Origin of the sequence: Agrococcus sp. TF02-05 (assembly GCF_017565345.1) — a bacterium.
Classification (GTDB): Bacteria; Actinomycetota; Actinomycetes; order Actinomycetales; family Microbacteriaceae; genus Agrococcus; species Agrococcus pavilionensis.
In genome coordinates this window covers 203,876-225,618 of sequence record NZ_JAGEKO010000007.1, presented here as the reverse complement: position 1 = coordinate 225,618, position 21,743 = coordinate 203,876, and the positions used below count along the sequence as shown (strand labels likewise).

The 21,743-nt window shown below is 74.2% G+C and carries 26 protein-coding genes; 10 read left to right on the top strand and 16 right to left on the bottom strand.

All coding sequences use genetic code 11. The features are described from left to right. The first annotated feature begins 2 nt into the window (after positions 1-2). A complete protein-coding gene (locus JQT67_RS08525; protein ID WP_021010553.1) occupies positions 3-407 on the top strand; it encodes a phage holin family protein in 405 nt (134 codons plus the stop codon). A 3-nt stretch (positions 408-410) separates the two neighbouring features. Further along, complete coding sequence (locus tag JQT67_RS08520) at positions 411-746, top strand: hypothetical protein (protein ID WP_208064284.1); 336 nt, start codon at positions 411-413, stop codon at positions 744-746. 27 nt (positions 747-773) lie between these two features. Here JQT67_RS08520 and JQT67_RS08515 read toward each other — a convergent pair whose 3' ends face one another. From JQT67_RS08515 to JQT67_RS08500, 4 genes are read right to left on the bottom strand one after another with little or no spacing between them, the layout of a single operon-like run. Next, a complete protein-coding gene (locus JQT67_RS08515; RefSeq protein WP_208064283.1) occupies positions 774-3,146 on the bottom strand; it encodes a glycoside hydrolase family 65 protein in 2,373 nt (790 codons plus the stop codon). Next, entirely contained in the window at positions 3,143-4,075 is a 933-nt protein-coding gene (locus JQT67_RS08510; protein WP_208064282.1) for a PfkB family carbohydrate kinase, read from the bottom strand. The genes JQT67_RS08515 and JQT67_RS08510 overlap by 4 nt, the downstream gene beginning before the upstream one ends. 48 nt (positions 4,076-4,123) lie before the next feature. Continuing rightward, positions 4,124-5,599, bottom strand: a complete 1,476-nt coding sequence (locus JQT67_RS08505; protein WP_208064281.1) for a hypothetical protein — start codon at positions 5,597-5,599, stop codon at positions 4,124-4,126. After that, a complete protein-coding gene (locus JQT67_RS08500; RefSeq protein WP_208064280.1) occupies positions 5,596-5,847 on the bottom strand; it encodes a hypothetical protein in 252 nt (83 codons plus the stop codon). Before JQT67_RS08500 ends, JQT67_RS08505 begins: the two co-directional genes overlap by 4 nt. 126 nt (positions 5,848-5,973) lie before the next feature. On the opposite strand from JQT67_RS08500, the gene JQT67_RS08495 reads away from it, so the two are divergent. Both JQT67_RS08495 and purB read left to right on the top strand, forming a co-directional pair. After that, the gene (locus tag JQT67_RS08495; RefSeq protein WP_021064997.1) at positions 5,974-6,486 is read left to right on the top strand and encodes a low molecular weight protein-tyrosine-phosphatase; all 513 of its coding nucleotides are present in this window, start codon (positions 5,974-5,976) and stop codon (positions 6,484-6,486) included. A 9-nt stretch (positions 6,487-6,495) separates the two neighbouring features. Beyond that, positions 6,496-7,875 carry an adenylosuccinate lyase gene (gene purB / locus JQT67_RS08490; protein ID WP_208064279.1) on the top strand — a complete coding sequence of 460 codons (1,380 nt, stop codon included), beginning with the start codon at positions 6,496-6,498 and terminating at the stop codon, positions 7,873-7,875. Between the two features lie 33 nt (positions 7,876-7,908). Here the strand turns inward: purB and JQT67_RS08485 are convergent, their stop codons facing one another. From JQT67_RS08485 to JQT67_RS08470, 4 genes are read right to left on the bottom strand one after another with little or no spacing between them, the layout of a single operon-like run. Next, on the bottom strand, positions 7,909-8,355 hold the full coding sequence (locus tag JQT67_RS08485; protein WP_208064278.1) for a hypothetical protein: 447 nt from the start codon (positions 8,353-8,355) through the stop codon (positions 7,909-7,911). A gap of 28 nt (positions 8,356-8,383) precedes the next feature. After that, positions 8,384-8,878 carry a hypothetical protein gene (locus JQT67_RS08480; RefSeq protein ID WP_021010563.1) on the bottom strand — a complete coding sequence of 165 codons (495 nt, stop codon included), beginning with the start codon at positions 8,876-8,878 and terminating at the stop codon, positions 8,384-8,386. A 25-nt stretch (positions 8,879-8,903) separates the two neighbouring features. Next, positions 8,904-9,518 carry a hypothetical protein gene (locus JQT67_RS08475; RefSeq protein ID WP_021010564.1) on the bottom strand — a complete coding sequence of 205 codons (615 nt, stop codon included), beginning with the start codon at positions 9,516-9,518 and terminating at the stop codon, positions 8,904-8,906. A gap of 4 nt (positions 9,519-9,522) precedes the next feature. Further along, positions 9,523-10,242 carry a hypothetical protein gene (locus tag JQT67_RS08470; protein ID WP_208064277.1) on the bottom strand — a complete coding sequence of 240 codons (720 nt, stop codon included), beginning with the start codon at positions 10,240-10,242 and terminating at the stop codon, positions 9,523-9,525. A gap of 98 nt (positions 10,243-10,340) precedes the next feature. On the opposite strand from JQT67_RS08470, the gene JQT67_RS08465 reads away from it, so the two are divergent. Together JQT67_RS08465 and JQT67_RS08460 are read left to right on the top strand one after the other, a co-directional pair. Then, complete coding sequence (locus tag JQT67_RS08465) at positions 10,341-10,967, top strand: hypothetical protein (protein WP_208064276.1); 627 nt, start codon at positions 10,341-10,343, stop codon at positions 10,965-10,967. Between the two features lie 46 nt (positions 10,968-11,013). Beyond that, complete coding sequence (locus JQT67_RS08460; RefSeq protein ID WP_208064275.1) at positions 11,014-12,030, top strand: zinc-binding dehydrogenase; 1,017 nt, start codon at positions 11,014-11,016, stop codon at positions 12,028-12,030. A gap of 79 nt (positions 12,031-12,109) precedes the next feature. Here the strand turns inward: JQT67_RS08460 and JQT67_RS08455 are convergent, their stop codons facing one another. From JQT67_RS08455 to JQT67_RS08425, 7 genes are all read right to left on the bottom strand, one after another. Next, positions 12,110-13,612, bottom strand: a complete 1,503-nt coding sequence (locus JQT67_RS08455; protein ID WP_208064274.1) for a catalase — start codon at positions 13,610-13,612, stop codon at positions 12,110-12,112. Between the two features lie 98 nt (positions 13,613-13,710). After that, positions 13,711-14,142, bottom strand: a complete 432-nt coding sequence (locus tag JQT67_RS08450; RefSeq protein WP_208064273.1) for a Fur family transcriptional regulator — start codon at positions 14,140-14,142, stop codon at positions 13,711-13,713. A gap of 53 nt (positions 14,143-14,195) precedes the next feature. Then, positions 14,196-15,035 (bottom strand): sulfurtransferase, encoded by an 840-nt coding sequence (locus JQT67_RS08445; protein ID WP_208064272.1) that lies wholly within the window; start codon positions 15,033-15,035, stop codon positions 14,196-14,198. A gap of 20 nt (positions 15,036-15,055) precedes the next feature. Next, a complete protein-coding gene (locus JQT67_RS08440; protein ID WP_208064271.1) occupies positions 15,056-15,583 on the bottom strand; it encodes a hypothetical protein in 528 nt (175 codons plus the stop codon). A gap of 101 nt (positions 15,584-15,684) precedes the next feature. Continuing rightward, entirely contained in the window at positions 15,685-16,245 is a 561-nt protein-coding gene (locus JQT67_RS08435; protein ID WP_208064270.1) for a hypothetical protein, read from the bottom strand. Continuing rightward, the gene (locus JQT67_RS08430; protein WP_021010573.1) at positions 16,242-16,523 is read right to left on the bottom strand and encodes a hypothetical protein; all 282 of its coding nucleotides are present in this window, start codon (positions 16,521-16,523) and stop codon (positions 16,242-16,244) included. The genes JQT67_RS08435 and JQT67_RS08430 overlap by 4 nt, the downstream gene beginning before the upstream one ends. Beyond that, positions 16,520-17,107: a hypothetical protein gene (locus tag JQT67_RS08425; protein ID WP_208064269.1), complete on the bottom strand. Its 588-nt coding sequence runs from the start codon at positions 17,105-17,107 to the stop codon at positions 16,520-16,522. The genes JQT67_RS08430 and JQT67_RS08425 overlap by 4 nt, the downstream gene beginning before the upstream one ends. A 73-nt stretch (positions 17,108-17,180) precedes the next feature. Between JQT67_RS08425 and JQT67_RS08420 the strand changes: the two genes are divergently transcribed. The 4 genes from JQT67_RS08420 to JQT67_RS08405 all read left to right on the top strand — a co-directional run bounded on the left by JQT67_RS08420 (position 17,181) and on the right by JQT67_RS08405 (position 20,823). After that, entirely contained in the window at positions 17,181-18,401 is a 1,221-nt protein-coding gene (locus JQT67_RS08420; protein ID WP_208064268.1) for an amidohydrolase, read from the top strand. Positions 18,402-18,526: 125 nt separating this feature from the next. Then, positions 18,527-19,102, top strand: a complete 576-nt coding sequence (locus JQT67_RS08415; protein WP_021010576.1) for an NADPH-dependent FMN reductase — start codon at positions 18,527-18,529, stop codon at positions 19,100-19,102. Between the two features lie 93 nt (positions 19,103-19,195). Next, a complete protein-coding gene (locus tag JQT67_RS08410; RefSeq protein WP_208064267.1) occupies positions 19,196-19,465 on the top strand; it encodes a YciI family protein in 270 nt (89 codons plus the stop codon). After that, entirely contained in the window at positions 19,462-20,823 is a 1,362-nt protein-coding gene (locus JQT67_RS08405) for an NAD(P)/FAD-dependent oxidoreductase (RefSeq protein WP_208064266.1), read from the top strand. The genes JQT67_RS08410 and JQT67_RS08405 overlap by 4 nt, the downstream gene beginning before the upstream one ends. A gap of 12 nt (positions 20,824-20,835) precedes the next feature. On the opposite strand, the gene JQT67_RS08400 is transcribed toward JQT67_RS08405, so the two are convergent. Further along, on the bottom strand, positions 20,836-21,708 hold the full coding sequence (locus JQT67_RS08400) for an Fpg/Nei family DNA glycosylase (protein ID WP_208064265.1): 873 nt from the start codon (positions 21,706-21,708) through the stop codon (positions 20,836-20,838). Positions 21,709-21,743: the final 35 nt, after the last annotated feature.

Here is a 21,743-nt window from a genome sequence, read left to right as displayed (position 1 = left end):
GCATGCGATTCCTGCTGCGCGTCGTGTTCACCGCCGTCGCCATCTGGCTCGTCACGCTCTTCGTGCCGGGCATCGAGATCGTGCCCTTCGGCGACGAGTGGTGGCACGTGGCGCTCACGACGCTCGGCGTCGCCCTCGTCTTCGCGGTCATCAACGCGACGATCGGCAACCTCATCCGGATCGTCGCGTTCCCGCTCTACATCCTGACGCTCGGGATCGTCGCGCTGTTCGTGAACGCCTTCCTGCTCATGATCGTCCACTGGATCTCCGAGGCCGTGGGCTTCGGCATCCGGGTCGAGTCGTTCTGGTGGGGGATGCTCGCGGCGGTGTGCATCGCGTTCCTCACGTGGCTCATCACGATCGTCATGCGGCCCGTCGTGGGCAAGGAGCGGCCGAGGGAGCGCTGAGCGGTGCAGATCCTCCGCCTCGACGAGCTGCCGGATCGCACGGTCGACCGGTTCGGCAGCGTGGGCTTCTCGCTCCGTCGGCTCACGTCCGAGGGGCACGTCGTGTGCGCCGAGATCGCACCGGGCGGGGTCATCGGCGAGCACCCTGCGGCGACCGACCAGCTGCTCGCCGTCGTCTCGGGCGACGTCGTCGCCTCCGGCGAGGACGGCGAGTCAGCGCGGGTCCCGCCGGGTTCCGCGGCGCTCTGGATCGCCGGCGAGCGGCACCGCTCGGCCTCGCGGGACGGGGCCGTCGTCCTCGTCGTCGAGGCTCCGGGGCTCGCCGCCGCACTCGACTGAGGTCGTCGGAGACCGGCGACGACCGGCTCACGCGTCGCCGAGCGCCTCGCGGAAGGGCCGCGGCGCGCGGTGCCGCGGCTGCGTCGGCCGCTCGCCGCGCACCTCGAGCGGCGGCGTCGGCGCGCTGACCGCCTCGCCCGCGGTGAGCTCGAGCTCGTCGCCGAAGTGGCGGATCGAGAGCGGCTCGCCCGCCTCGAGCCGGTAGGTCGACCGCTCCGGCTCGATCTCGACGCGCAGCACGCACCCGTGCACCCGGATGCCGAACGCGATCCGCGTCGTCCCGGGCGGCAGCCGCGGCGCGAACGAGAGGCCGTCCTCGCCCTCGCGCATGCCGCCGAAGCCGGCCGTGATCGCGATCCACACGCCCGCGAGCGACGCGAGGTGCACGCCCGCATCCGCATCGCCCTGCAGGTCGTCGAGGTCGATCGTCGCCGCCTCGGCGAGGTAGTCGGCCGCGAGCTCGAGGTGGCCGAGCTCGGCCGCGAGCACGGCTTGCGGCACGGCCGAGAGCGATGAGTCGCGCACCGTGAGCGGCTCGTAGTAGGCGAAGTCGCGCGCCTTCTCGTCGAGCGTGAAGGCGTCGTGGCCGAACAGCAGCGCGAGCACGAGGTCGGCCTGCTTCACGACCTGCTTGCGGTAGAGCTCGACGTAGGGGAAGTGCTCCTGGAGCGGGTACTCGTCCTCGCGCGTGCCCTCGAAGTCCCAGCGAGCCTGCTCCGTCCACCGCGCGGACTGCGGGTGCACGCCCCGGCGCTCGTCGAAGGGGACGACCATCGCCGCGGCCGCCGCCTCCCACGCCTCGATCTCGTCGTCGTGCACGCCGAGCCGCGCCGCGACGTCCGCATGCCGGCGCGCGACCGCCGCGGCGCCCTCGAGGTTCCGGCGCGCCATGACGTTCGTGTAGACGTTGTCGTCGACGAGGGCGGAGTACTCGTCGGGCCCCGTCACGCCGTCGAGGTGGAAGCCGCCGTCGGGGTCGAGGCGGCCGAGCGAGCGCCACAGCCGCGCCGTCTCGACGAGGATCTCGAGCCCCGCCTCGCGCTCGAAGGCGATGTCGCGCGTCGAGCGCACGTAGTGCAGCACCGCCGCGGCGATGTCGGCGTTGACGTGGAACGCGGCGGTGCTCGCCGGCCAGTAGCCCGAGCTCTCGCGCCCGTCGATCGTGCGCCACGCGAACGTCGCGCCGCCGAGCCGCACGTGCCTCGCGCGCTCCCTCGCTCGGTCGAGCGTCGCGTGCCGCCACCGCAGGGCCTGCGCCGCCGCCTCCGGCAGGGTCGACGTCAGCACCGGCAGCACGAACGCCTCGAAGTCCCAGAAGGTGTGGCCCTCGTAGCCCTTCCCCGTGAGGCCCTTGCCGGGCACGGAGCGCAGCTCGAGCCGTACGGCCGACTGGAAGACGTGGAAGAGCGCGAACCGCACCGCCTGCTGCAGGCGCGGGCTCCCCTCGACCTCGACGTCGACGCACGCCCAGTGCTCGTCGAGCCGAGTGCGCTGCCCCTCGGCGAGGCCCGTCCAGCCGTCGCGCAGCGCGTCGTCGACGGCCGCCTCCGCGCGAGCGCGCAAGGTCGCGGGCGCGAGCTCGGCCGACCACTCGTGGCCGACGAGCTTCACGACCTCGAGCCGCTCGCCGGGTTCGAGCTCGGCGACGATCGTCGTGCGGGCGAGGTCGTCGGATGCGTCGGTCGAGACCGAGGGCGCGGCGGCGCCGGCGCGCTCGACGACGTGGTGCATCGCGACCGCGACCCCGAGCCGGCTGCGGCGCGTGCGGTGCAGCAGCGTCGCGGCGCCCCCGCGCGCGTGGTGCGCGACCGGCTCGAGCGGTCGCTCGAGGGCGTCCTGCACCCGCGGGTCGTGGTGCACGTCCTCGAGCCCCTCGTTGGCGAGCAGGTCCGACTGGAGCGTGACGCGCACCGCCTCGTCGACCGGCTCGACGACGCAGCGCACCGCCGCGATCGAGCGGTGCGTGAAGGAGACGAGCCGCTCGGTCGTGAACCGCACCGCCCGACCGGCCGGCGAGATCCACTCGACGTCGCGACGCAGCACCCCTGCGCGCAGGTCGAGGCGCTGCTCGTGCCGCGCGAGCGTGCCATCGCGCACGTCGAACGGCTCGTCGTCGACGAGCAGCCGCACGATCTGTCCGTTCGGCGCGTTGATGACGCTCTGCCCGACCTCGGGGTAGCCGTAGCCCTCCTCGGCGTAGGGCATCGGCCGCTCCTCGAACAGCCCGTTGAGGTAGCTGCCGGGCTCGCCGCGCGGGTCGCCCTCGTCGAGGTTGCCGCGCCAGCCGATGTGGCCGTTCGAGAGGGCGAAGAGCGACTCGCGGTGCGCGAGCCGGTCGACGTCGACGCCCGTCAGGCCGAGGCTCCAGGGGTCGACGTCGAAGCCGAGCGGTCCCGTCACGCCTCCTCCACCGGCGGCGAGAGCTCGGGGTGGCCGCCGAGGCGCTGCACCGTCGAGCCCGCCGCCTGGGAGGCGATCTCGCCGATCCGACCCGGCTCGGCCCCGAGGAGCATGCCGGTCACGATGCCGGCGACGAATGCGTCGCCGCCGCCCGTCGGGTCGACGACCCGCTGCTCGACGTGCGGCAGGAAGCGCTCGCCGCCGTGCCAGCAGACGAGGTCGCCCTCGTCGGGCACCGAGAGCGCGACGACGCGGGCGCCGCGGCCGAGCAGCCCCTCGGCGGCGCGGCGCGCGTCGTCGCGCGTCGCGACCTCGACGCCCGCGAGGATCGACGCCTCCTCCGCGTCGGCGCGCACGACCTCGGCGACGGAGAGCAGCTCGTCGCGCTCGTCGCCCTCGATCGCGCCGTCGAGCACGATGCGCGCGCCGCCCTCGAAGGCGATGCGCGCCGCGCGCACGAGCGCGTCCGCGGGCTGCTGCAGCTGGAGCACCACGATGTCGGCGTCGGCGAGCGCCGCCTCGGCGGCGTCGACGTCGGCGGTCGTGACCTGCGACTCCGGCGTGACGTGCTCGAGCAGGCGCCGCTCCCCCTCGCCGGAGACGAGGTCGACGAGCAGCGCGGTGCCGCCGCGGCGCGCGACGAGCGAGACGTCGATGCCGGCGGCGACCGCTTCCCGCCGCCCGGACTCGCCGGGGGCGTCGTCGCCGAGCGCCGCCACGAGCGCGACGGCGGCGCTCGGGTGCAGCTGCCGCACTCCGACGGCGATGTTGGCGCCCTTGCCGCCGAGGCGCTCGATGCGCTCGTCGACGTCGGCGCTGCCGCCGGCCTCGGGCAGGGATCCGGCGCGCAGGACGAGGTCGCGAGCCGCGTGGCCGACCACCACGACGCTCGGCTGCTGGGGGCTCTCGGGCGATCGCTGCTCGTCCACGCGACGACCATAGTGAGCGCGCCCCGACGTCGGCTGGACACGCGAGCCTCACCGCCGCTCGAGCGACACGTCGTGCGCGGCGACGCCCCGACCGCCCGCGGTCGCCTCGGCGAGGTGCTGCTGCCAGTGCGCGACGACGAAGTCGTCGGTCGTCTTGAGGGTCGTGAGGTACTCGGCGCGCGAGTGCCGGGCGAGCGCACCGGAGCCGTGGCCGCCGGCGCTCTCGAGCAGGATCGTCGTCGGACCCGCGCCGTCGGCGATGCCGTCGCTCGCCGCGACGAGGTCGCCCTCGTGCGCGACGCTCAGCACCGCGACGCCGGGCGGGAGCTCGGCGGTCGCGACCGGCCCGGCGACGAGCAGCGCCGTCTCGACGTTGAAGCGCCCGCTCGCCGCGACGTTCGCGACCGCGCCGGCGCCCTGCGAGTAGCCGAAGACGTCGACCGGGTCGTCGGGCCCGATGCCGGCCGCCTCCATCGCCTCGACGACCGCGCGATCCGAGCCGAGCAGTGCGCCGGGCGTCGACGCGGCGTTCTCGACGTTCGCGAGGTCGTCGAGCCCGACGTCCTGCGTGCCGTCGACGAAGACCTGGAACCGGCGCGAGCCGTCGGGCATGCGGTGCTCGTGGATCGACACCTGCCCGGGCTGATCCCGGATGACTCGCATCGCCGCGGCGGGCGTCGAGACGGGCGCGCGGTGCGGCGTCGCCGGCGTGAGCGCGGCGACCCGCACCGGCCGCAGGCCGCCGCCGACGCGGGTCGCGATGACCGCGCCGCCGACGAGGCCCGCGAGCAGCTCGTCCTGCCCGACGGTCGACTCGATCGCGCGCGCCGTGCCGACCGGCACCCCGAGGAAGCCGGCGAGCGCCTCGTCGCTCGACTCGACCGCGAGCGCGAGCGCCGTCACGAAGGCCGGGTTCGCGAGCAGCTGCTCGCTCGAGCGATCCCAGAACGCCGATGCCTGGGCGAGGAAGGGCTCGACCGCGCGGCCCGCGCGCTCGGCGAGCGCGGTCACCGCGGCGGCCTGTGCGGGATGCAGTGCCGCGAGCCGCGCGGCGAGCGGCACCGCCACGAGGCCGATGAGCAGCGCGCCGCCCACCCCGGCCGCGAGCGCCGGTCCCCACAGCCCGACCGTGCCGAGCGCCGCGCCGAAGGCCGCGCCGACGAGCGCCCGGGCACCGACGCCGGCCGCGTAGGCGGCGCCGCCCGCGAGCTCCTCGACCGCCCGGAGCACCGCATCCGACGCGAGCTCGTAGGCTCGGCCGGCGAGCACGGTGTCGTCGTGGAGCCGCTCGAGGTCGGCGACGAGGGCCTCGGCGGCGGCACGCCGGAGCTCGAGCTCTGCCGCGCACGAGCGCAGCGCCGCGACGCTCACGCCGGGGGCCGCCGCGACCCGCAGGTCGGGCGCCGAGCGCAGGGCGAGGGCGGCACCCCGCACGCGCCACTCGGCCTCGCGGAGCCGCGCGCTCGCGACGCCCGTCACCGTGCTGTCCCACGCGACGGGAGCCGAGGCCTTGGGCGCGGTCACAGCGCTCCCTCGATCGACAGCTCGAGCATCGCGAGCTCGTGCTCCTCGGCCCCGAGCCGCTCGCGCAGCCGCCGGCAGCGCTCGTCGAACGCCTCGCGCGCGGGCCCGAGCCAGTCGGCCTGCCCGCGCAGCACGACGACGTCGGCCGCGTCGCGCATCCGCGACCGCGCCCGCCGCACCGCGTGCTGCGCCGCCCGTGCCTCGTCGACCGCGCGAGCGCGCAGCGCCGCAGCCGTCACCACCGTCATCACCGCTCCCTCCGCCGTGGGCGGCACGATGGCACCGCCGTCGGCCTGCTGGGGCGGCGCGCGGGCGCGCTTGTGGAGAACGAGCGGCCCGCGCGGCTCGAGCACCGCATCCGCCAGAATGGGTCGGTGACGATCGAACGGGAGCTCGCCGATGCGACGCGCTTCCGCGTCTGCTTCGTCTGCACCGGCAACATCTGCCGCTCGCCGATGGCGGCGACGGTCTTCGAGCAGCTCGCGAAGCGGCACGGCGTCGCCGACCGGCTGCTCGTCGCGAGCGCCGGCATCAGCGACTACCACGTGGGCGAGACCGCCGACGCGCGCACGCTCCGCACGCTCGTCGAGGCCGGCTACGACGCCGGCGCCCACCGCGCGAAGGAGTTCAGCGCCGACTGGCTCGACGCCTTCGACCTCGTGATCGCCTTCGACCGCGGGCAGGAGCGCGCGCTGCGCTCGCTCGCGCGCGACGAGGAGCAGCGCTCGAAGATCCGGCTGCTGCTCTCGTTCGACCCCGACGCGACCGTGCCCGACGTGCCAGACCCCTACTACTCGGAGGACGCCTTCTTCGGCACCGTCCTCCGCCAGATCGAGACCGCGGTCGGCCGGCTCTTCCGCCAGATCCAGCCAGCCCTCCGCGCCTGAAGGAGCCCCATGACGATGCCCGCCCAGCCCCTCTCGCCGCTCGACGGCCGCTACCAGCGGCAGGTCGCGGGACTCTCCGAGCACCTCTCGGAGGCCGGCCTCAACCGCGCGCGCGTGCACGTCGAGGTCGAGTGGCTCCTGTGGGTCGCCGAGCACGGGCTCTTCGGTGCGAGCCCGGTCGAGGCGAGCGATGCGGATGCGCTGCGGCAGTGGGCGGCCGGGTTCGGGCAGGCGGAGATCGACTGGCTCGCCGAGAAGGAGGCCGTCACGCGCCACGACGTCAAGGCGGTCGAGTACCTCGTGCGCGACCGGCTCGCGCAGCTCGGGCTCGAGCGGCTCTCGGAAGCGGTGCACATCGCGTGCACGAGCGAGGACATCAACAACCTTTCCTACGCCCTCACGGTGCGCGCGGCCGTGCACGACGTCTGGCTGCCGGCGCTCCGCGCGGTCATCGACCGGCTGCGCGAGCTCGCCCTCGAGCAGCGCGACCGGCCGATGCTCTCGCTCACGCACGGCCAGCCCGCGACGCCGACGACGCTCGGCAAGGAGCTCGCGGTCGTCGCGTGGCGGCTCGAGCGGCAGGCGAAGCGCATCGAGGGCGTCGAGGTGCTCGGCAAGTTCGCGGGCGCGACCGGCACGTTCTCAGCCCACGTCGTCGCCGAGCCCGACGCCGACTGGCCCGCCACCGCATCCGCCTTCGTCGCCTCGCTCGGCCTCACGTGGAACCCGCTCACGACCCAGATCGAGTCGCACGACTGGCAGGCCGAGCTCTTCGGCGCCATCTCGCACGCCGGCCGCATCCTGCACAACCTCGCGACCGACGTGTGGACGTACATCATGCTCGGCGCGTTCACGCAGATCCCCGTCGCGGGCGCGACGGGCTCCTCGACGATGCCGCACAAGATCAACCCCATCCGGTTCGAGAACGCCGAGGCCAACCTCGAGATCGCCTCGGCGCTGCTCGAGTCGCTCTCGGCCACCCTCGTGACGAGCCGGCTGCAGCGCGACCTCACCGACTCGTCGACGCAGCGCAACATCGGCGTCGCGCTCGGCCACTCGCTGCTCGCGCTCGACAACCTCCGCCGCGGCCTCGGCGAGATCGCCGTCTCCGACGCCGCGCTCGACGCCGCGCTCGAGGGCAACTGGGAGGTGCTCGCCGAGGCGATCCAGACGGTCATCCGCGCCGAGGTGCTCGCGGGCCGCTCGAGCATCGACGACCCCTACGCCCAGCTCAAGGAGCTCACGCGCGGCCAGCGGGTCGGGCAGGCCGAGCTCGTCGCGTTCGTCGACGGCCTCGACATCTCGGAGGGCGCGAAGGAGCGGCTGCGCCGCCTCACCCCGCACACCTACACGGGGCTCGCGAGCGAGCTCGTCGACCGGCTGCCGTGAGACGTCAGGGCCGAGCGCCCGCCGGGGCCTCGCTCAGCGCCTGCCGTCGCTGACGGTCACCGCGCGCACGCGCTCGTCGAGGAACGCGACCGTGAGCGTCGCCCCCTCGAGCGCGTACTGCAGCGACGTGCGCCCGCGCTTCGTCGGCGCCCCGAAGCGCGCGACGACGTCGTCGGCGGTCGCCGTGCGCAGGTCGAGTCCGTCGATGAGCTCGTCGGGGTGCGCGGCCGCGTCGAGGTGCGCGCTCCCGGCCACCTCCGCGGAGGCCTTCGCGAGCACGCCGTCGCGGAACTGCAGCCGCATGCCGTCGGCGACGCTCTCGACCACGATCCACTCCGCGCCGCTCGACGGGTCGACGAACGGCTGCTGCTCGCGGAAGTGCGGTGAGCGCTGCAGCAGCTCGAGCACGCGGGGGTCGTCCTTGCGCGCCCCGATCAGCTCCGCGTAGCGGCCGAGCTCACCCTGGATCGTCGTGCTCACGAGCATCCCCTCCGTATCGTCGCGGTCGTCAGACCGGATTGCCCTTGGCGCGCTGCTGCGCGAGGAACCGCTGCATGACGTCGCCCTCGAACGGCGGCTCGTCGGCGGGCGTCGTGAACGCCTCGCCGATCTCGAACTCCTGCAGCAGCGCGAGCGCGGCGTCGCTCACGAGCAGGTCGACGCGGTCCTCGAGCACGACGTCGTCGCCCGCGGCGCGCGAGCCCGTCGGCACGAGCCGCTCCCACCGCTCGGGGAACGGTCGCGGCAGGGGCAGCGCGCCGAACTGCTGCTCGGTCGTCACGACGACCTCGGCGAGCTCGAACCCCGAGAGCGTCGACGCGCGCAGCGCATCGGCGAGCGGCGCGCTCACGATCCAGTAGCCGGAGGTCGTGACGATGTCGTCGCCGAGCCAGCCGTCGAACTCGTAGTGGAGCGGGCCGACGAGCCGCGGCTCGCGGCTCGGGTCGTGGTCGACGCCCGGCCCCAGGCCGCCGGCGACCTCTGCCTCGAAGCGCTGGTACATGCCTACCTCCTCGGTGCGGGCACGATCACCGGATCGGCGGGTCGAACAGGTCGCCGAACGCGTCGTCGATCAACGTAGCGTAGTCGAGCAGCTCCTGACTCGTCGGCGCTCGACCGATGCGGTCGTAGTGGTTGTAGAACTGGTTCCACATGCGTCGGATGCCGCTGAGATGGAGCGGGCCGTTGACGTCGCGCGGGATGCCGCGGAGGTTCTCGCTCGAGTGCATCTGGCCCGGCGTGATGTCGATGCCGGGGTACCGGCGCCGCACCTGCTGCTCGACGGCGTGGTGGATGACCGAGCTCGCAGCCGCGTCGGCGTTGTCGGGGTCGTCGGCGAAGTTGTTGCGGTAGTCGACGCTGTCGCCGTCGCCGAACTCGGCGGGGCGGCCGCGATGCACCTCCGGCACGTCGAGCCCGTCGGCGCTCGGCGTCGCCGGGTCCGGCGCATCGTGCCGCCGCGGCCGGTCGGGCCGGCGCTGCCGGCTCGCGAGGATCTCGTCGCGGCGGCGCGTCTCCTCCACGATCTCGCGCAGCCGCTTCGCCTGCAGCCGCGATCGGTCGCCCATCGAGTCGGCGAACTCCTTGCCGGCCTTCTCGAGCGCCTCGATGACGTCCCGGCCGAGCTTCCTCAACATCGACATCGGCCTACCCCTGGATGATCTGCAGCGAGGCGATCTGCTGCACGTACTGGGCGCCGAGCTGCTCCTGCTCGGCGCCGGTCGACTCGATGTCGCCGGCCGCCTGCTCGAGCGCCGCGAAGTCGGCCTGGAACTCCTTCGCCTCGCCCATCGCGCCCTCGACGAGCGGCGCGTCGGCGATCGCGCCGACGAGGGCGACGGCGCCCTCGGTGAGCGGCTCGATCACCATCGAGAGGATCTGCCCCAGGAGCGCCTCGATCGCGACGTTCGTGGCGATCTTGAGCGCGGCCTTCCGGGCGGCGATGATCGCCGCGTTGGCCGCGGCGCTCAAGCCGAGGGTGAGCGCCGCGGTGGCGATCGCCGCCGCGATCTGCGCCGCGGTGATCACGAGCTCGGCGATCACCTTGACCTTGAGCGCCACCACGGCGTCGGCCATGACGTCGATGCCGGTCGCGGCGGGCTCGAGCAGGTCGACGAGCTGCTGCATGTGCTGCTCGCGCGTGTCGTTCCACGCCGTCGTGTAGCTCCGCGCGGCGCCCGCCTTGAACGCGGCAGGCACGTCGTCGTTGATGCGCGAGCTCGCAGCCTCCATCGACGCGATGAGGTCCTCGCGGAACGTGCGGGTGATGCTCGCGGCGCGGCGCAGCTCGTCCTCGTCGAGCGGCGGCCACTCGTAGTCGAGCATGTCGAGCACCCAGACGAGCTCGCCGGGAAGCGTCATGGCCATGGTGCGCCACCTCTCATCGCGTCGCAGCGCAAGTCAATCCCCTCGCGCCCTCGCAGGCGATGGGCAGAACTCCCCGCTCCTGCGGCTAGCGTCGAGGGGTGACTCGAGCGACGACGACCATCACCGCGCACGGCCGCACCCTCTCCGCCACGGCGCGCACCGACCTGCAGCCGGCGGTCGACGCGCTGCTGCAGCGCTTCGCGGAGCTCGGCGAGCAGTGGGCCGACGGGCTCGTCGCCTGGTCCTCGTGGTCGCCCATCGTCATGGAGGCGCGCGCCGACGGCTTCGTGCTCCGCTCACCGGACTTCGAGGCGGATGCGCGCGAGGACCGCACGGACGACCTCACGATCGCGCTCGAGACGACCGAGGGCATCGTGCGCGTGCTGAACGCCGCGGGGGTCCTGCCGCAGGACGTGCGGTTCGACCAGGAGGTCGAGGCGGTGCGGGGCTGGGAGTCGCATCGCGAGCTCGTGCTCTCGCGCGCCCCCGGGCGCGACGCGCGCGACTCCGGCTGGTTCGTCGACCTCGCGGGCGTCGAGCGGAGCGAGCCGTGGTCGGCCGACGACGTGGTCGACGTGCCCGTGTGGCGCGTGCGGATGGCGCGGCCCGCCGTCGTGCGGGCGCTCGCCCTCCCCGTCGGCGTGAGCGCGTCCGTCGTCGGCGATGCGGTCGAGCTCGTCGTCGACGAGCGCGATGGCGCGATCCTCGCGCGCGGCCCGCTCTGAGCCGCCGCCCGGGGGCGGGCCCAGCCGAGCGTGGCACGCTGGGTGCATGCGAGCGACGATCCTGCATGCCCCTGGCGACATCCGCGTCGAGGAGTGGCCCGATCCGGTCGTCGAGCGCCCGACCGACGCGGTCGTCCGCGTCGTCGCGGGCTGCGTGTGCGGCTCCGACCTGTGGTCGTACCGGGGCGTCAACGACGTGCCGGAGCCGCGCACGATGGGCCACGAGGCGATCGGCGTCGTCGAGGCGGTCGGCGCGGGCGTCGAGCGCGTGCGCGAGGGCGACTTCGTGGTCGTGCCCTTCAACCACTGCTGCGGCCGCTGCGCGCACTGCCGCGCCGGGCAGACGCAGGGCTGCGTCGAGCTCGCGATGACCGCGAGCGGCCAGGCCGAGCGCACGCTCGTGACCAACGCCGACGCGACGTGCTTCGTGCTCGACGAGGCGCCCGCACCCGATCGCTACGCGGCGGTGCTCGCGCTCAGCGACGTGCTGCCGACCGGCTACCACGCGGCGATCTCGGCCGGCGTGACGCCCGGCTCGACGGCTGTCGTCGTCGGCGACGGCGCGGTCGGCCTGTGCGGCGTGCTCTCCGCGCAGCGCCTCGGCGCCGAGCGCATCATCGCCCTCTCGCGCAATCCCGAGCGGCAGCGGCTCGCGACCGCGTTCGGCGCGACCGACCTCGTCGGCGAGCGCGGCGACGCGGCGGTCGCTGCCGTGCTCGAGCTCACGGACGGCGTGGGGGCGGATGCGGTGCTCGAGTGCGTGGGCACGGAGGAGTCGATGACGACCGCGTTCGAGGCCGCCCGGCCCGGCGCGACCGTCGGCTACGTGGGCGTGCCGCACGGTGCCACGGTGCCGTGGCGCGTCGCCTTCCGCAGCAACATCGGGCTGCGCGGCGGCATGGCCCCGGTGATCCGGTACCTGCCGGAGCTCGTGCCCGCCGTCCTCGCGGGCGAGCTCGATGCATCCGCCGTCTTCGACATCGAGCTCCCGCTCGTCGACGCGGCCGAGGGCTACCGCGCGATGGACGAGCGCCGGGCCGTCAAGGCGCTGGTGCGCCCCTGACCCGGCACCTGCCGGCGGAGCAGAGACGCGCGAGGCCCGCGCCGGTCGGAACCGGCGCGAGCCTCTCGGGTGCTGCGGGCTAGAAGACCGCGGGGGTGCGCACCGGCTCGGAGGCGAGCGACGTGCGGGGCTCCGCGATGGGCGTGAGGCCCGCCTCGACGCGCGCGCCGAGGTCGGCGTCGACGTTCTTCCAGTACTGCAGGGCACGCTCGCGGATCTCGGGCACGCGCGTCTTGCCGACGTGGCCGACGATGTTCGCGACGAGGCGCTCGCGCGCGGGCTCGTCGAGCACCTCGCGGTAGAGCGTGCCCGCCTGGTCGAAGTCGTCGTCCTCCGGGTGGAGCGTGATGGCCGAGCGCACGAGCTCGCCGTCCATCTCCCAGCCGCGGTCGTCGCCGGCCGCGGCGGGGTCGGCCGCGGGGCCGCCGAACGAGTTGGGCGCGTAGACCGGCGCGGCGGGCGAGCCGAAGCCGTGGCGCATCGAGCCCTCCTTGTCGTAGGAGTGCACCTCGGTGCGGGCGCGGTTGACCGGCAGCTCGGCGTGGTTGACGCCGATGCGGTAGCGCTGCGCGTCGGCGTAGCTGAAGATGCGCGCCTGCAGCATCTTGTCGGGGCTCGCCGCGATGCCCGGCACGAAGTGCGCGGGGCTGAACGCCGCCTGCTCGATCTCGGCGAAGTAGTTCTCGGGGTTGCGGTTGAGCGTCATCTGGCCGACCTCGATGAGCGGGTAGTCGGCGTGCGGCCACACCTTCGTCAGGTCGAACGGGTTGAAGCGGTAGGTCGCGGCGTCCTCGTAGGGCATGACCTGCACCGAGAGGGTCCACGACGGGAAGTCGCCGTCCTCGATCGCGCCGTAGAGGTCGCGGATGTGGTGGTCGGCGTCGCTGCCCGCGAGCTGGTCGGCCTCGGCCTGCGAGAGGAATTCGTTGCCCTGGTTCGTCTTGAAGTGGTACTTCACCCAGAAGCGCTCGCCCGCGGCGTTGATCCACTGGTAGGTGTGGGAGCCGAAGCCGTCCATGTGGCGCCAGGTCTTCGGCAGGCCGCGGTCGCCCATGAGCCACGTCACCTGGTGCGCCGACTCGGGGCTCAGCGTCCAGAAGTCCCACTGCATGTCGTTGTCGCGCAGGTGCGAGCCGGGCAGGCGCTTCTGCGAGCGGATGAAGTCGGGGAACTTGATGCCGTCGCGGATGAAGAAGACGGGCGTGTTGTTGCCGACGAGGTCGTAGTTGCCCTCGCTCGTGTAGAACTTCAGCGCGAAGCCGCGCGGGTCGCGCCACGTGTCGGGGCTGCCCTGCTCGCCGGCGACGGTCGAGAAGCGCGCGAGCATCTCGGTCTCGACGCCCGGCTGGAAGAGCGCCGCGCGCGTGTACTGCGACACGTCGTGGGTCGTGACGAACGTGCCGTAGGCGCCGCCGCCCTTGGCGTGCACCACGCGCTCCGGCACGCGCTCGCGGTTGAAGTGGGCGAGCTTCTCGACCAGGTAGTGGTCGGTGAGCGCGATCACGCCGTTCGGGCCGACGCTCTGCGAGTGCGCGTCGCTGCCGATCGGGGTGCCGACGCTGTTCGTGGTGGGATTCGTCATCCGTGTTCCGTCCTTCTCGTCCTGCTGGTGGTCTTGGGCGCGCGGGCGGGCCGCGCGAGCGGTGGTGGATGGGCCCCGTCGCCCGAGAGCGCGTGCCGTCAGGCGGCGGCGCCGTCGGCGCCCGAGCACTCGGCGCACAGGCCGACGAACGTCACGTCGGCCGCCTGCACCGCGAATCCGGGCGGCGCGTCGGCGTGGAGGCACGGCGCCTCCCCGACGACGCAGTCGACGTCCTCGACCTTGCCGCAGCTCGAGCAGACGGCGTGGTGGTGGTTGTCGTCGATCCGGCGCTCGTAGCGCGCGGGCGATCGCTCGGGCTCGAAGCGGCGCAGCACGCCGGCGCCCGTGAGGTCGCCGAGCACGTTGTGCACCGATTGCACCGAGGTGCCGTGGCCGGCCTCGGCGAGCGCGCGGTGCACCGCCTCAGCGTCGGAGTGGGGCATCCGCGCGAGCACGTCGAGCACCGCGAGCCGGCCCTGCGTCACCCGCAGGCCGCGCTCGCGCAGCAGCTCGACATCCGTCCCGTCCACGCCTCCACCGTAGCAGTTATCGTGAACGATTCAAAAGAGCGACTCGCCCGCGGTCAGTCGCCGGCCTCGATCGGGCGGCCCGAGTCGGCTCGGCCCCACTCGGCCCACGAGCCGTCGTAGACCGTCGCGTCGCGGCCGACGAGGGTCGCGGCGAGCGCCACGACGGCGGCGGTCACGCCCGAGCCGCAGCTCGCGATGATCCGCTGCTCCCCCGCAGCCGCGCGGAGCCGCTCGGCGAGCTCGGCTTCCGGCAGCAGCCGGCCGCCGGGCGCGAGCGCGGCGTAGTGCAGTGAGCGAGCGCCCGGCATGTGGCCCGCGCGCACCTCCGGTCGCGGATCCGGCTCGGCGCCCGAGTAGCGCGCGGGCGACCGCGCGTCGAGCACCGCCGCGTCGCCCGTCGCGAGCGCCGCGGCCGTGACGTCGGCGTCGACGAAGGCCGACGCATCCCACCGCACCGACACGTCGCCGGCGCGCCCGGTCGTGCCGGAGACGGGGGCGAGCGGATGCCCTGCCTCGACCCAGGCGGGGAGCCCTCCGTCGAGCACGGCCGCGTCGATGCCCGCGGCGCGGAGCACCCACCACGCGCGGGCGCTCGAGAACATGCCGGCCGCGTCGTACGCGACGACGCGATCGCCGGCGCGGAGGCCGATCCAGCGCAGCTCCCGCTCGAGGTCGTCGGGCGCGAGCGCGTCGTGCACGCCGACGGGACCGAGGCCATCCGCGTCGTCCTGCCGCGAGAATCGGCCGTCGATGTCGAAGCGCACGGCGCCCGGGATGCCCTCGGTCGGCAGCGGCTCGTCGGTGCCGGGCGGCGCCATGCTCGCGTCGAGCACGACGAGCCCGGGCGCTCCCAGGTGCTCGGCCAGCCAGTCGACGTCGACGAGATCGCGCATGCCCCCATCGTGGCAGGCGGTCAGGGCTTCTTCTTGTCCTGCTTCTCGTCGACGATGCCGCCGATGAGGCCGCCGATCGCGCCGCCGAGGGCACCGCCCGCGGGACCGCCGATGAGCGCGCCGATGCCCGCACCGATGCCCGCGAGGCTCGAGCCGTAGCTCTGGCGGGCGATCGTCACGGTCGTCGAGCCGTCGTCGCCGGGCGCGACCTCGAAGGACCCGACCGCGGCCGAGGCGACGACGAGCGCGACGGGGCTCGCGGTGCCGCTCGCAGCCATGCGGTCGAAGATGCTGCGCGATTCGAAGAAGGCGCGCTGCGCGTCGGCCTTGCCCTCTCCGGCCTCGAAGCCGATGCGGTACAGCTCGAGCAGCGTCCGCGCCTCCTCGCCGTCGATGAGCTCCGCGGTCTGCAGGCGGTCGAGGATCGCCTCGTGGTCGCTGATGAGGTCGCCCTTCGACGCCTCCATCACGCGGCGGGCCTCCGCCCGCGCGGCATGCATGAGGCCGGCGATGTCGATCACCGGCTGCGGCTGTCGCTTCGTCTCCATCGCGCGCCTCCTCCTCGAGTCGCGATCGTGATGGCGTCAGTGAAGCACCGCCCTCTCGCGGGCGGTAGGGGCGAGATGCTCGCGCGGCTGCGGCCGCGCGGTCAGCGCTGCTCGTCGGGGAAGGCGGTGATGACCTGGCCGGAGCCGAGGCCCACGCCGACCGTCACCATCCACGATCGCGTCGCCTCGCCGCCGTCGACGAGCTCGACGAGCACGTCGTAGTTGAGGATGTCGTCGCGGTACTCCTCGACGCGCGTCGGCTGCTCGAGGGCGCGGTCGATCGCGAACCACGCGACGTCCTCCCAGCCGGCGCCGACGAGCTCGGCGAGCTCGCCGAAGTCGCCCGTGTGGCCGTCGGCGATGTGCCGCCAGCCCGCGCCGTCGGCGCTGCCGCAGCGCATGACCGCCTCGCCGGCGGCCACGCCGAGCTCCGGCCACGCCGCGCGGTCGAGCACCGCGAGCGCCTCACGGCCAGCGCGCCCCTCGCACTCAGCGCCGGGGTCGACGTCGTGCGCGACGGGATCGAAGGCGACGCCCTCGGCGCGCAGGTGCGGACCGTCGATCGGGGCGGCGGCGCCCGGCGCCGGCGCGCTCGCGCCCGTCGGGCTGCAGCCGGCGAGCAGGACGACGGCGCTGAGGCTCAGCAGCGCCGCTCGGCTCACGGCTGGAAGCCGTCGCGCTTGTCGAGGTCGGCCGACGAGCGGCCCTTCGGCTTCACCGCGAGCATGAGCGTCGCCGTGAGCAGCAGCGTGAGGATGAAGCCGACGCCGCCGAAGACGAGCGCGAGCACGACGTCGCGCACGGTCATGAAGACGATGAGGCCGATGAACAAGCCCGCCGCGCCCGCGAAGGCGAGGTACTCGAAGGGCTTGAGCTGCTGCTTGCGGGTGGGCTGGACGGGTCCGTCGTGCTGCGGGCCGGAGTTCAGGGGGTCGCTCATGCGTCGCTCCGCTCGGGTTCGGTGGTGGCGCGCGCAGGTCGTGCCGAGAGCGCCGCGAGCGCGAGGTAGACGCCGACGATCACGGCGTAGGCGCCGATGAGGCCGGTGAGGGTGACGGCGTCGCGCGTGAACGCGAAGACGATGCCGAGCACGATCGTGAGCACCGCGACGGCGCGCCAGTCGCGCGCGAGCCGGAGGGTGCGCGCATCGCGCTCCTCGCGCATCCGCCACCAGCCCGAGAGCTCGAGCGCGCCCGCCGGGAGCGCCCACGCCGCGACGGCGAGCCCGAGCGCGGTCTCGGTCGGCAGCACGACCGCGAGCACCGCGGCGACGACGGCCATGACGGCCGACCACGCGGCGACGAGGGTCGGCCAGCCGCCCGCGGCGGCGGGGACGAGCCGGCGACCGAGCCACAGCGCGACGGCGGTGCCGGCGAGCAGCACCGCGAGCGCGATGAGCCCCACGAGCGCCGAGTGCAGCTGCACGAACGGCAGCGGCAGCCCGACGACGAGCGCGGGGACGGCTCGCATCGCAGGGAGGTGCCAGGGGTGCAGTCCCTGCGAGGGCCCGGAAGTCTCGGTCACGGCTCTCCTCACAGCTGCTCCCATCCTACCGGCGGCCGCCGGAGCGGCGACTGGTCGCGACTACGCTGACGCCATGACCCTCGAGCGCCACCGCCCGTTCATCGAAGACCTCTACCGCGAGCTGCACGCGCACCCCGAGCTCTCGAACCGCGAGCACCGCACGGCGGCGCGCATGGCCGAGCTGCTGCGCGAGCTCGGCCTCGAGGTGCACGAGGGCGTCGGCGAGTCGACCGGCGTCGTGGGCATCCTCCGCCGCGGCGAGGGGCCGACGGTGCTGCTGCGCGCCGACATGGACGGCCTGCCCGTGACCGAGGTCGAGCAGGTGCCCTACCGCTCGACCGCGACCGACGAGTGGGAGGGGCAGGTCTCGGGCGTCATGCACGCGTGCGGCCACGACACCCACATGGCGTCGCTGCAGGGCGCGCTGCGCGTGCTCGCCGACCAGGACGACTGGTCGGGCACGATCGTCGCCGTCTTCCAGCCCGCCGAGGAGCTCATCAACGGCGCCCGCGGCATGCAGGAGGGGCTGCGGGCGCTGCTGCCGGGCGGCATCGACATCGCGCTCGGCCAGCACGTCATGCCCGGCGCCGCCGGCGAGGTGCGCTTGAGCGGCGGGCCCGTCATGGCCGCGAGCGACCACCTCATCGTCACGGTGCACGGCCGCGGCGGCCACGGCTCACAGCCCGAGAAGACGATCGACCCGATCGTGCTCGCCGCCTCGATGGTCGTGCGGCTGCAGACGATCGTCGCGCGCGAGGTCGCGCCCTCCGACCGCGCGGTCGTCACCGTCGGCACGTTCCACGCGGGCACGAAGCAGAACATCATCCCCGGCTCGGCCCGCTTCGAGATCAACGTGCGCACCTTCGAGGAGCCCGTGCGCCGCCGCGTGCTCGCCTCGATCGAGCGCATCGTGCGGGGCGAGTGCCAGGTCGCGGGCGCCCCGGCCGCGACGATCGAGCACGGCGACGCCGCGCCGCTCACCATCAACGACGAGGATGCGTCGGCCCGGCTCGCGGCGGCGTTCGACGAGGCGTTCGGCGCGGCCTACGCGCCCGCCGAGCCGCTGCTCGGCTCGGAGGACTTCAGCGACCTGCCCGCGACGTGGGGCGCGCCCTACGTCTACTGGTTCTACGGCGGCTTCGATCCCGCGCTCGTCGCGCAGGCGCGCGAGCGCGGCACCTTCGACGTCGACGTGCCCTCGAACCACTCCCCCAACTTCATCCCGGTGATGCAGCCGACGCTCGACACCGCGACGACCGCGATGGTGACCGCCGCGCGCGCGTTCCTCGCCTGAGCCGGATCGAGCGGATGCGGTGACCGGCCCGCGAGGGCCGGGAATGCGCATCCGCTCGACCGAGTTGTCTCGACCTGGTGCCCGAAGGCGTGCGCCGTGCCCACACCCCGACACCGAGGAGAGTCATGTCCGCACGCCCCCAGATCGGCATCATCGTCGGCAGCACGCGCCCCGTGCGCGTCGGCCGACCCGTCGCCGACGAGATCGCCCAGCTCATCGAGGCCGCCGGCGCCGACGCCGTCATGCTCGACCTCGCCGAGCTGCGCCTGCCGCTGCTCGACGAGGCGATGCCGCCGGCCTCCGGCGTGCGCTCGAACCCGCACACGATCGCGTGGGCCGAGCGCATCGACGCGCTCGACGGCGTCGTGTTCGTCACCCCCGACTACAACGCCGGCTACCCGGCCGCGCTCAAGAACGCGATCGACTACCTCAAGCACGAGTGGGTCGGGAAGCCCGCCGCGATCGTCTCGTACGGCTGGGCCGGCGGCGCCGCGTCGGCCGCGCAGCTCGCGGCGGTGCTCACCTACATCGGGCTCGCGCTCGACGAGCAGGGCGTGCAGATGGCGTTCGAGCAGGGCGACTTCGACGAGTCGATGCGGCTCGCCGACCCGACGGCGTTCGTCGCCCGCTCGATCGAGGCGCTCCGCGCGCTCGTCGAGCGCGTCGTCGCCGCCTCGAGCGCCGCGCTCGTCGACGCCTGAGCCGCGCCGCTCGACGGAGGGCGGATGCGCACCGGTCACGGTCGCGCATCCGCCCTTCCGCCATCCGGGCGCGCCCGTGCCTAGGCTGGGGACATGATCGCCGTCATCGCCTCGTTCACCGACGACCCCGCGCGCCTCGAGCTGCGGCCGCGCCACCGGGAGCGGCTCGTCGAGCTGCACGAGCAGGGGCTCGTCGTCGCCGCGGGACCCTTCGGCGATCAGTCGGGCTCGCTCGTGCTGTTCGACACCGATGACCTCGACGAGGTGCAGGCGGCGATCGACGCCGACCCCTACTACTCGGCGCCCGGTGTGACGGTCGAGACGATCCAGCCGTGGAGCATCATCGCGGGGGCGATCGGGTGACCGCCCGGCTCCAGACCGACGTGCTCGTGCTCGGCTGGGGCAAGGGCGGCAAGACCCTCGCGCGCTCGCTCGGCCGCTCGGGGCGCCGCGTGGTGCTCGTCGAGCGCGACGACGCGATGGTCGGCGGCACGTGCATCAACGTCGCGTGCGTGCCGACGAAGGCGCTCGTCCACCAGGCCGAGCAGCGCAGGCCCCACGACGACGCCGACGCCTACCTCGCTCGCGCGATCGCGACGCGCGACGGGCTCGTCGAGCGGCTGCGGGAGGCGAACCGGCAGCTGCTCGCGACCGTCGACGCGGTGACGCTCGTGCGCGGCGCGGCGCGCTTCGTCGGCGAGCGCGCCGTGCGCGTCACCGGCCGCGACGAGTCGCTCGAGATCCGCGCCGAGCACGTCGTGATCGGCACCGGGACGGTCCCGCGGCGCCCGGGCATCCCGGGCGACGACGGTCCGCGCACGCACGACTCGACGAGCCTGCAGGCGCTCGAGGGAGTCCCGGCTCGGCTCGCGATCGTCGGTGCCGGTGCCGTCGCGCTCGAGTTCGCGAGCATGTTCGCCCGCTTCGGCAGCGCAGTGACCGTCATCGCCCGCGGTCCGGCGATCCTGCCCGCCGAGGACGACGACGTGCGCGAGTCGGTCGAGGCGACCTTGGCGGACGCGGGCGTGCGCATCCTCACCCGAGCCGAGACGGAGCGCATCGACGACGACGGGACGGTCGCGACCGTCGTCACGAGCGCGGACCCCGTGCACGCCGACGCGGTGCTGCTCGCGACCGGCCGCTCGCCCGCGACGGCCGAGCTCGACCTCGCGGCGGGCGGCGTCGACGTCGACGAGCGCGGGTTCGTGGTCGTCGACGAGCTGCTGCGCACGAGCGCCGAGCGCGTCTGGGCCGTCGGCGACGTCAACGGCGGGCAGCAGCTCACGCCCATCTCGCTCGACGACCACCGGATCGTCGCGGCGCAGCTCACAGGCGCGGGCGGCCGCCGCCGCGACGACCGCGTCGCCGTGCCGACCACGATCTTCACGACCCCGCCGCTCGCCCGCGTCGGCCTCACCGAGCGCGAGGCTCGCGAGCGCGGCATCGCGGTGCGCGTTGGCGCGAAGGCCGTCGCCGGCATCGCGGCGATGCCGCGGCCGAAGGCGGTCGGCGAGACGCACGGCATCGTGAAGCTCGTCGTCGACGCCGAGACCGACCTCGTGCTCGGCGCCGCCCTCCACTGCGTCGACGCGCAGGAGGTCGTGAACCTCGTCGCCCTCGCGATGCGCGCCGGCGTGACCGCGAGCGACCTGCGCGACGGCATCTGGACGCATCCGTCGTCGACCGAGGCGCTCAACGAGGTGCTCGCCGAGCTCCGCTGAGCGCGCGACCGCTCAGCGGCGCACGCCGAGGCGCGAGAGCACCCGATCGGCGAGCGGCTTGCCTCCCGTCTGGCACGTCGCGCAGTACTCGAACGTGCTGTCGGCGTAGATGACCTGCCGCACGGTGTCGCCGCACACGGGGCACGCCTCGCCCTTCCTGCCGTGCACGCGCATCCCCTGCCTCTTCTCCGCCTTGAGCGACGAGGCCTTGACGCCCCGCGCGCGCTCGACCGCCTCGCCGAGCACGTGGCGGAGCGCCTCGAACAAGCGGTGCACGTCCTCCGGCGGCATCGAGGCGGGATGGAACGGCGACATGCGCGCGGCGTGCAGGATCTCGTCGGAGTAGGCGTTGCCGATGCCGGCGATGCGCTGCTGGTCGCGCAGCACCCCCTTGATCTGCGCGCGGCCCGCCTTCGCGAGGATGCCGGCGAAGCGCTCCTCAGTGAAGGACGGATCGAGCGGCTCGGGGCCGAGCGTCGCGATCGACAGCACCTGCTCCGGGTGCCGCACGACGTGGAGCGCGAGCCGCTTCTGCGTCGCCTGCTCGGTGATGTCGATGCCGTCGCCGTCGGGCTCGAGCTGGACGCGCGCGGCGAGCGGGCCGCGGCCGCGACCCGCGGTCGGGCGCGGTGCGGCGTCGCGCCAGCGGATCCAGCCGGAGCGCGCGAGGTGCACCACGAGGTGCAGGCCGCTGTCGACCGAGACGACGAGGTGCTTGCCGCGCCGGTGCACGTCGGTGACGGTCGCGCCGCGGAGGGCGTCGACGGATGGGTCGTAGGTCTTGAGCGCGGCGATCTCGGTGACGTCGACGCGGCGGATCGCGCGACCGACGAGGCGCTCGGCCAGGTCGGTCGCGAGCGCCTCGACCTCGGGCAGCTCCGGCATGCGACCCAGTCTGCACCCGCCCGGCGCCGCGATGA

Excerpts from the sequence above, each read along its gene's own strand:
- JQT67_RS08525 (WP_021010553.1), top strand. The coding sequence starts at position 3 with ATGCGATTCCTGCTGCGCGTCGTGTTCACCGCCGTCGCCATCTGGCTC.
- JQT67_RS08500 (WP_208064280.1), bottom strand. The coding sequence starts at position 5,847 with ATGACGGTGGTGACGGCTGCGGCGCTGCGCGCTCGCGCGGTCGACGAG.
- purB (WP_208064279.1), top strand. The coding sequence starts at position 6,496 with ATGACGATGCCCGCCCAGCCCCTCTCGCCGCTCGACGGCCGCTACCAG.
- JQT67_RS08480 (WP_021010563.1), bottom strand. The coding sequence starts at position 8,878 with ATGTACCAGCGCTTCGAGGCAGAGGTCGCCGGCGGCCTGGGGCCGGGC.
- JQT67_RS08475 (WP_021010564.1), bottom strand. The coding sequence starts at position 9,518 with ATGTCGATGTTGAGGAAGCTCGGCCGGGACGTCATCGAGGCGCTCGAG.
- JQT67_RS08470 (WP_208064277.1), bottom strand. The coding sequence starts at position 10,242 with ATGGCCATGACGCTTCCCGGCGAGCTCGTCTGGGTGCTCGACATGCTC.
- JQT67_RS08460 (WP_208064275.1), top strand. The coding sequence starts at position 11,014 with ATGCGAGCGACGATCCTGCATGCCCCTGGCGACATCCGCGTCGAGGAG.
- JQT67_RS08455 (WP_208064274.1), bottom strand. The coding sequence starts at position 13,612 with ATGACGAATCCCACCACGAACAGCGTCGGCACCCCGATCGGCAGCGAC.
- JQT67_RS08445 (WP_208064272.1), bottom strand. The coding sequence starts at position 15,035 with ATGCGCGATCTCGTCGACGTCGACTGGCTGGCCGAGCACCTGGGAGCG.
- JQT67_RS08440 (WP_208064271.1), bottom strand. The coding sequence starts at position 15,583 with ATGGAGACGAAGCGACAGCCGCAGCCGGTGATCGACATCGCCGGCCTC.
- JQT67_RS08430 (WP_021010573.1), bottom strand. The coding sequence starts at position 16,523 with ATGAGCGACCCCCTGAACTCCGGCCCGCAGCACGACGGACCCGTCCAG.
- JQT67_RS08420 (WP_208064268.1), top strand. The coding sequence starts at position 17,181 with ATGACCCTCGAGCGCCACCGCCCGTTCATCGAAGACCTCTACCGCGAG.
- JQT67_RS08415 (WP_021010576.1), top strand. The coding sequence starts at position 18,527 with ATGTCCGCACGCCCCCAGATCGGCATCATCGTCGGCAGCACGCGCCCC.
- JQT67_RS08410 (WP_208064267.1), top strand. The coding sequence starts at position 19,196 with ATGATCGCCGTCATCGCCTCGTTCACCGACGACCCCGCGCGCCTCGAG.
- JQT67_RS08400 (WP_208064265.1), bottom strand. The coding sequence starts at position 21,708 with ATGCCGGAGCTGCCCGAGGTCGAGGCGCTCGCGACCGACCTGGCCGAG.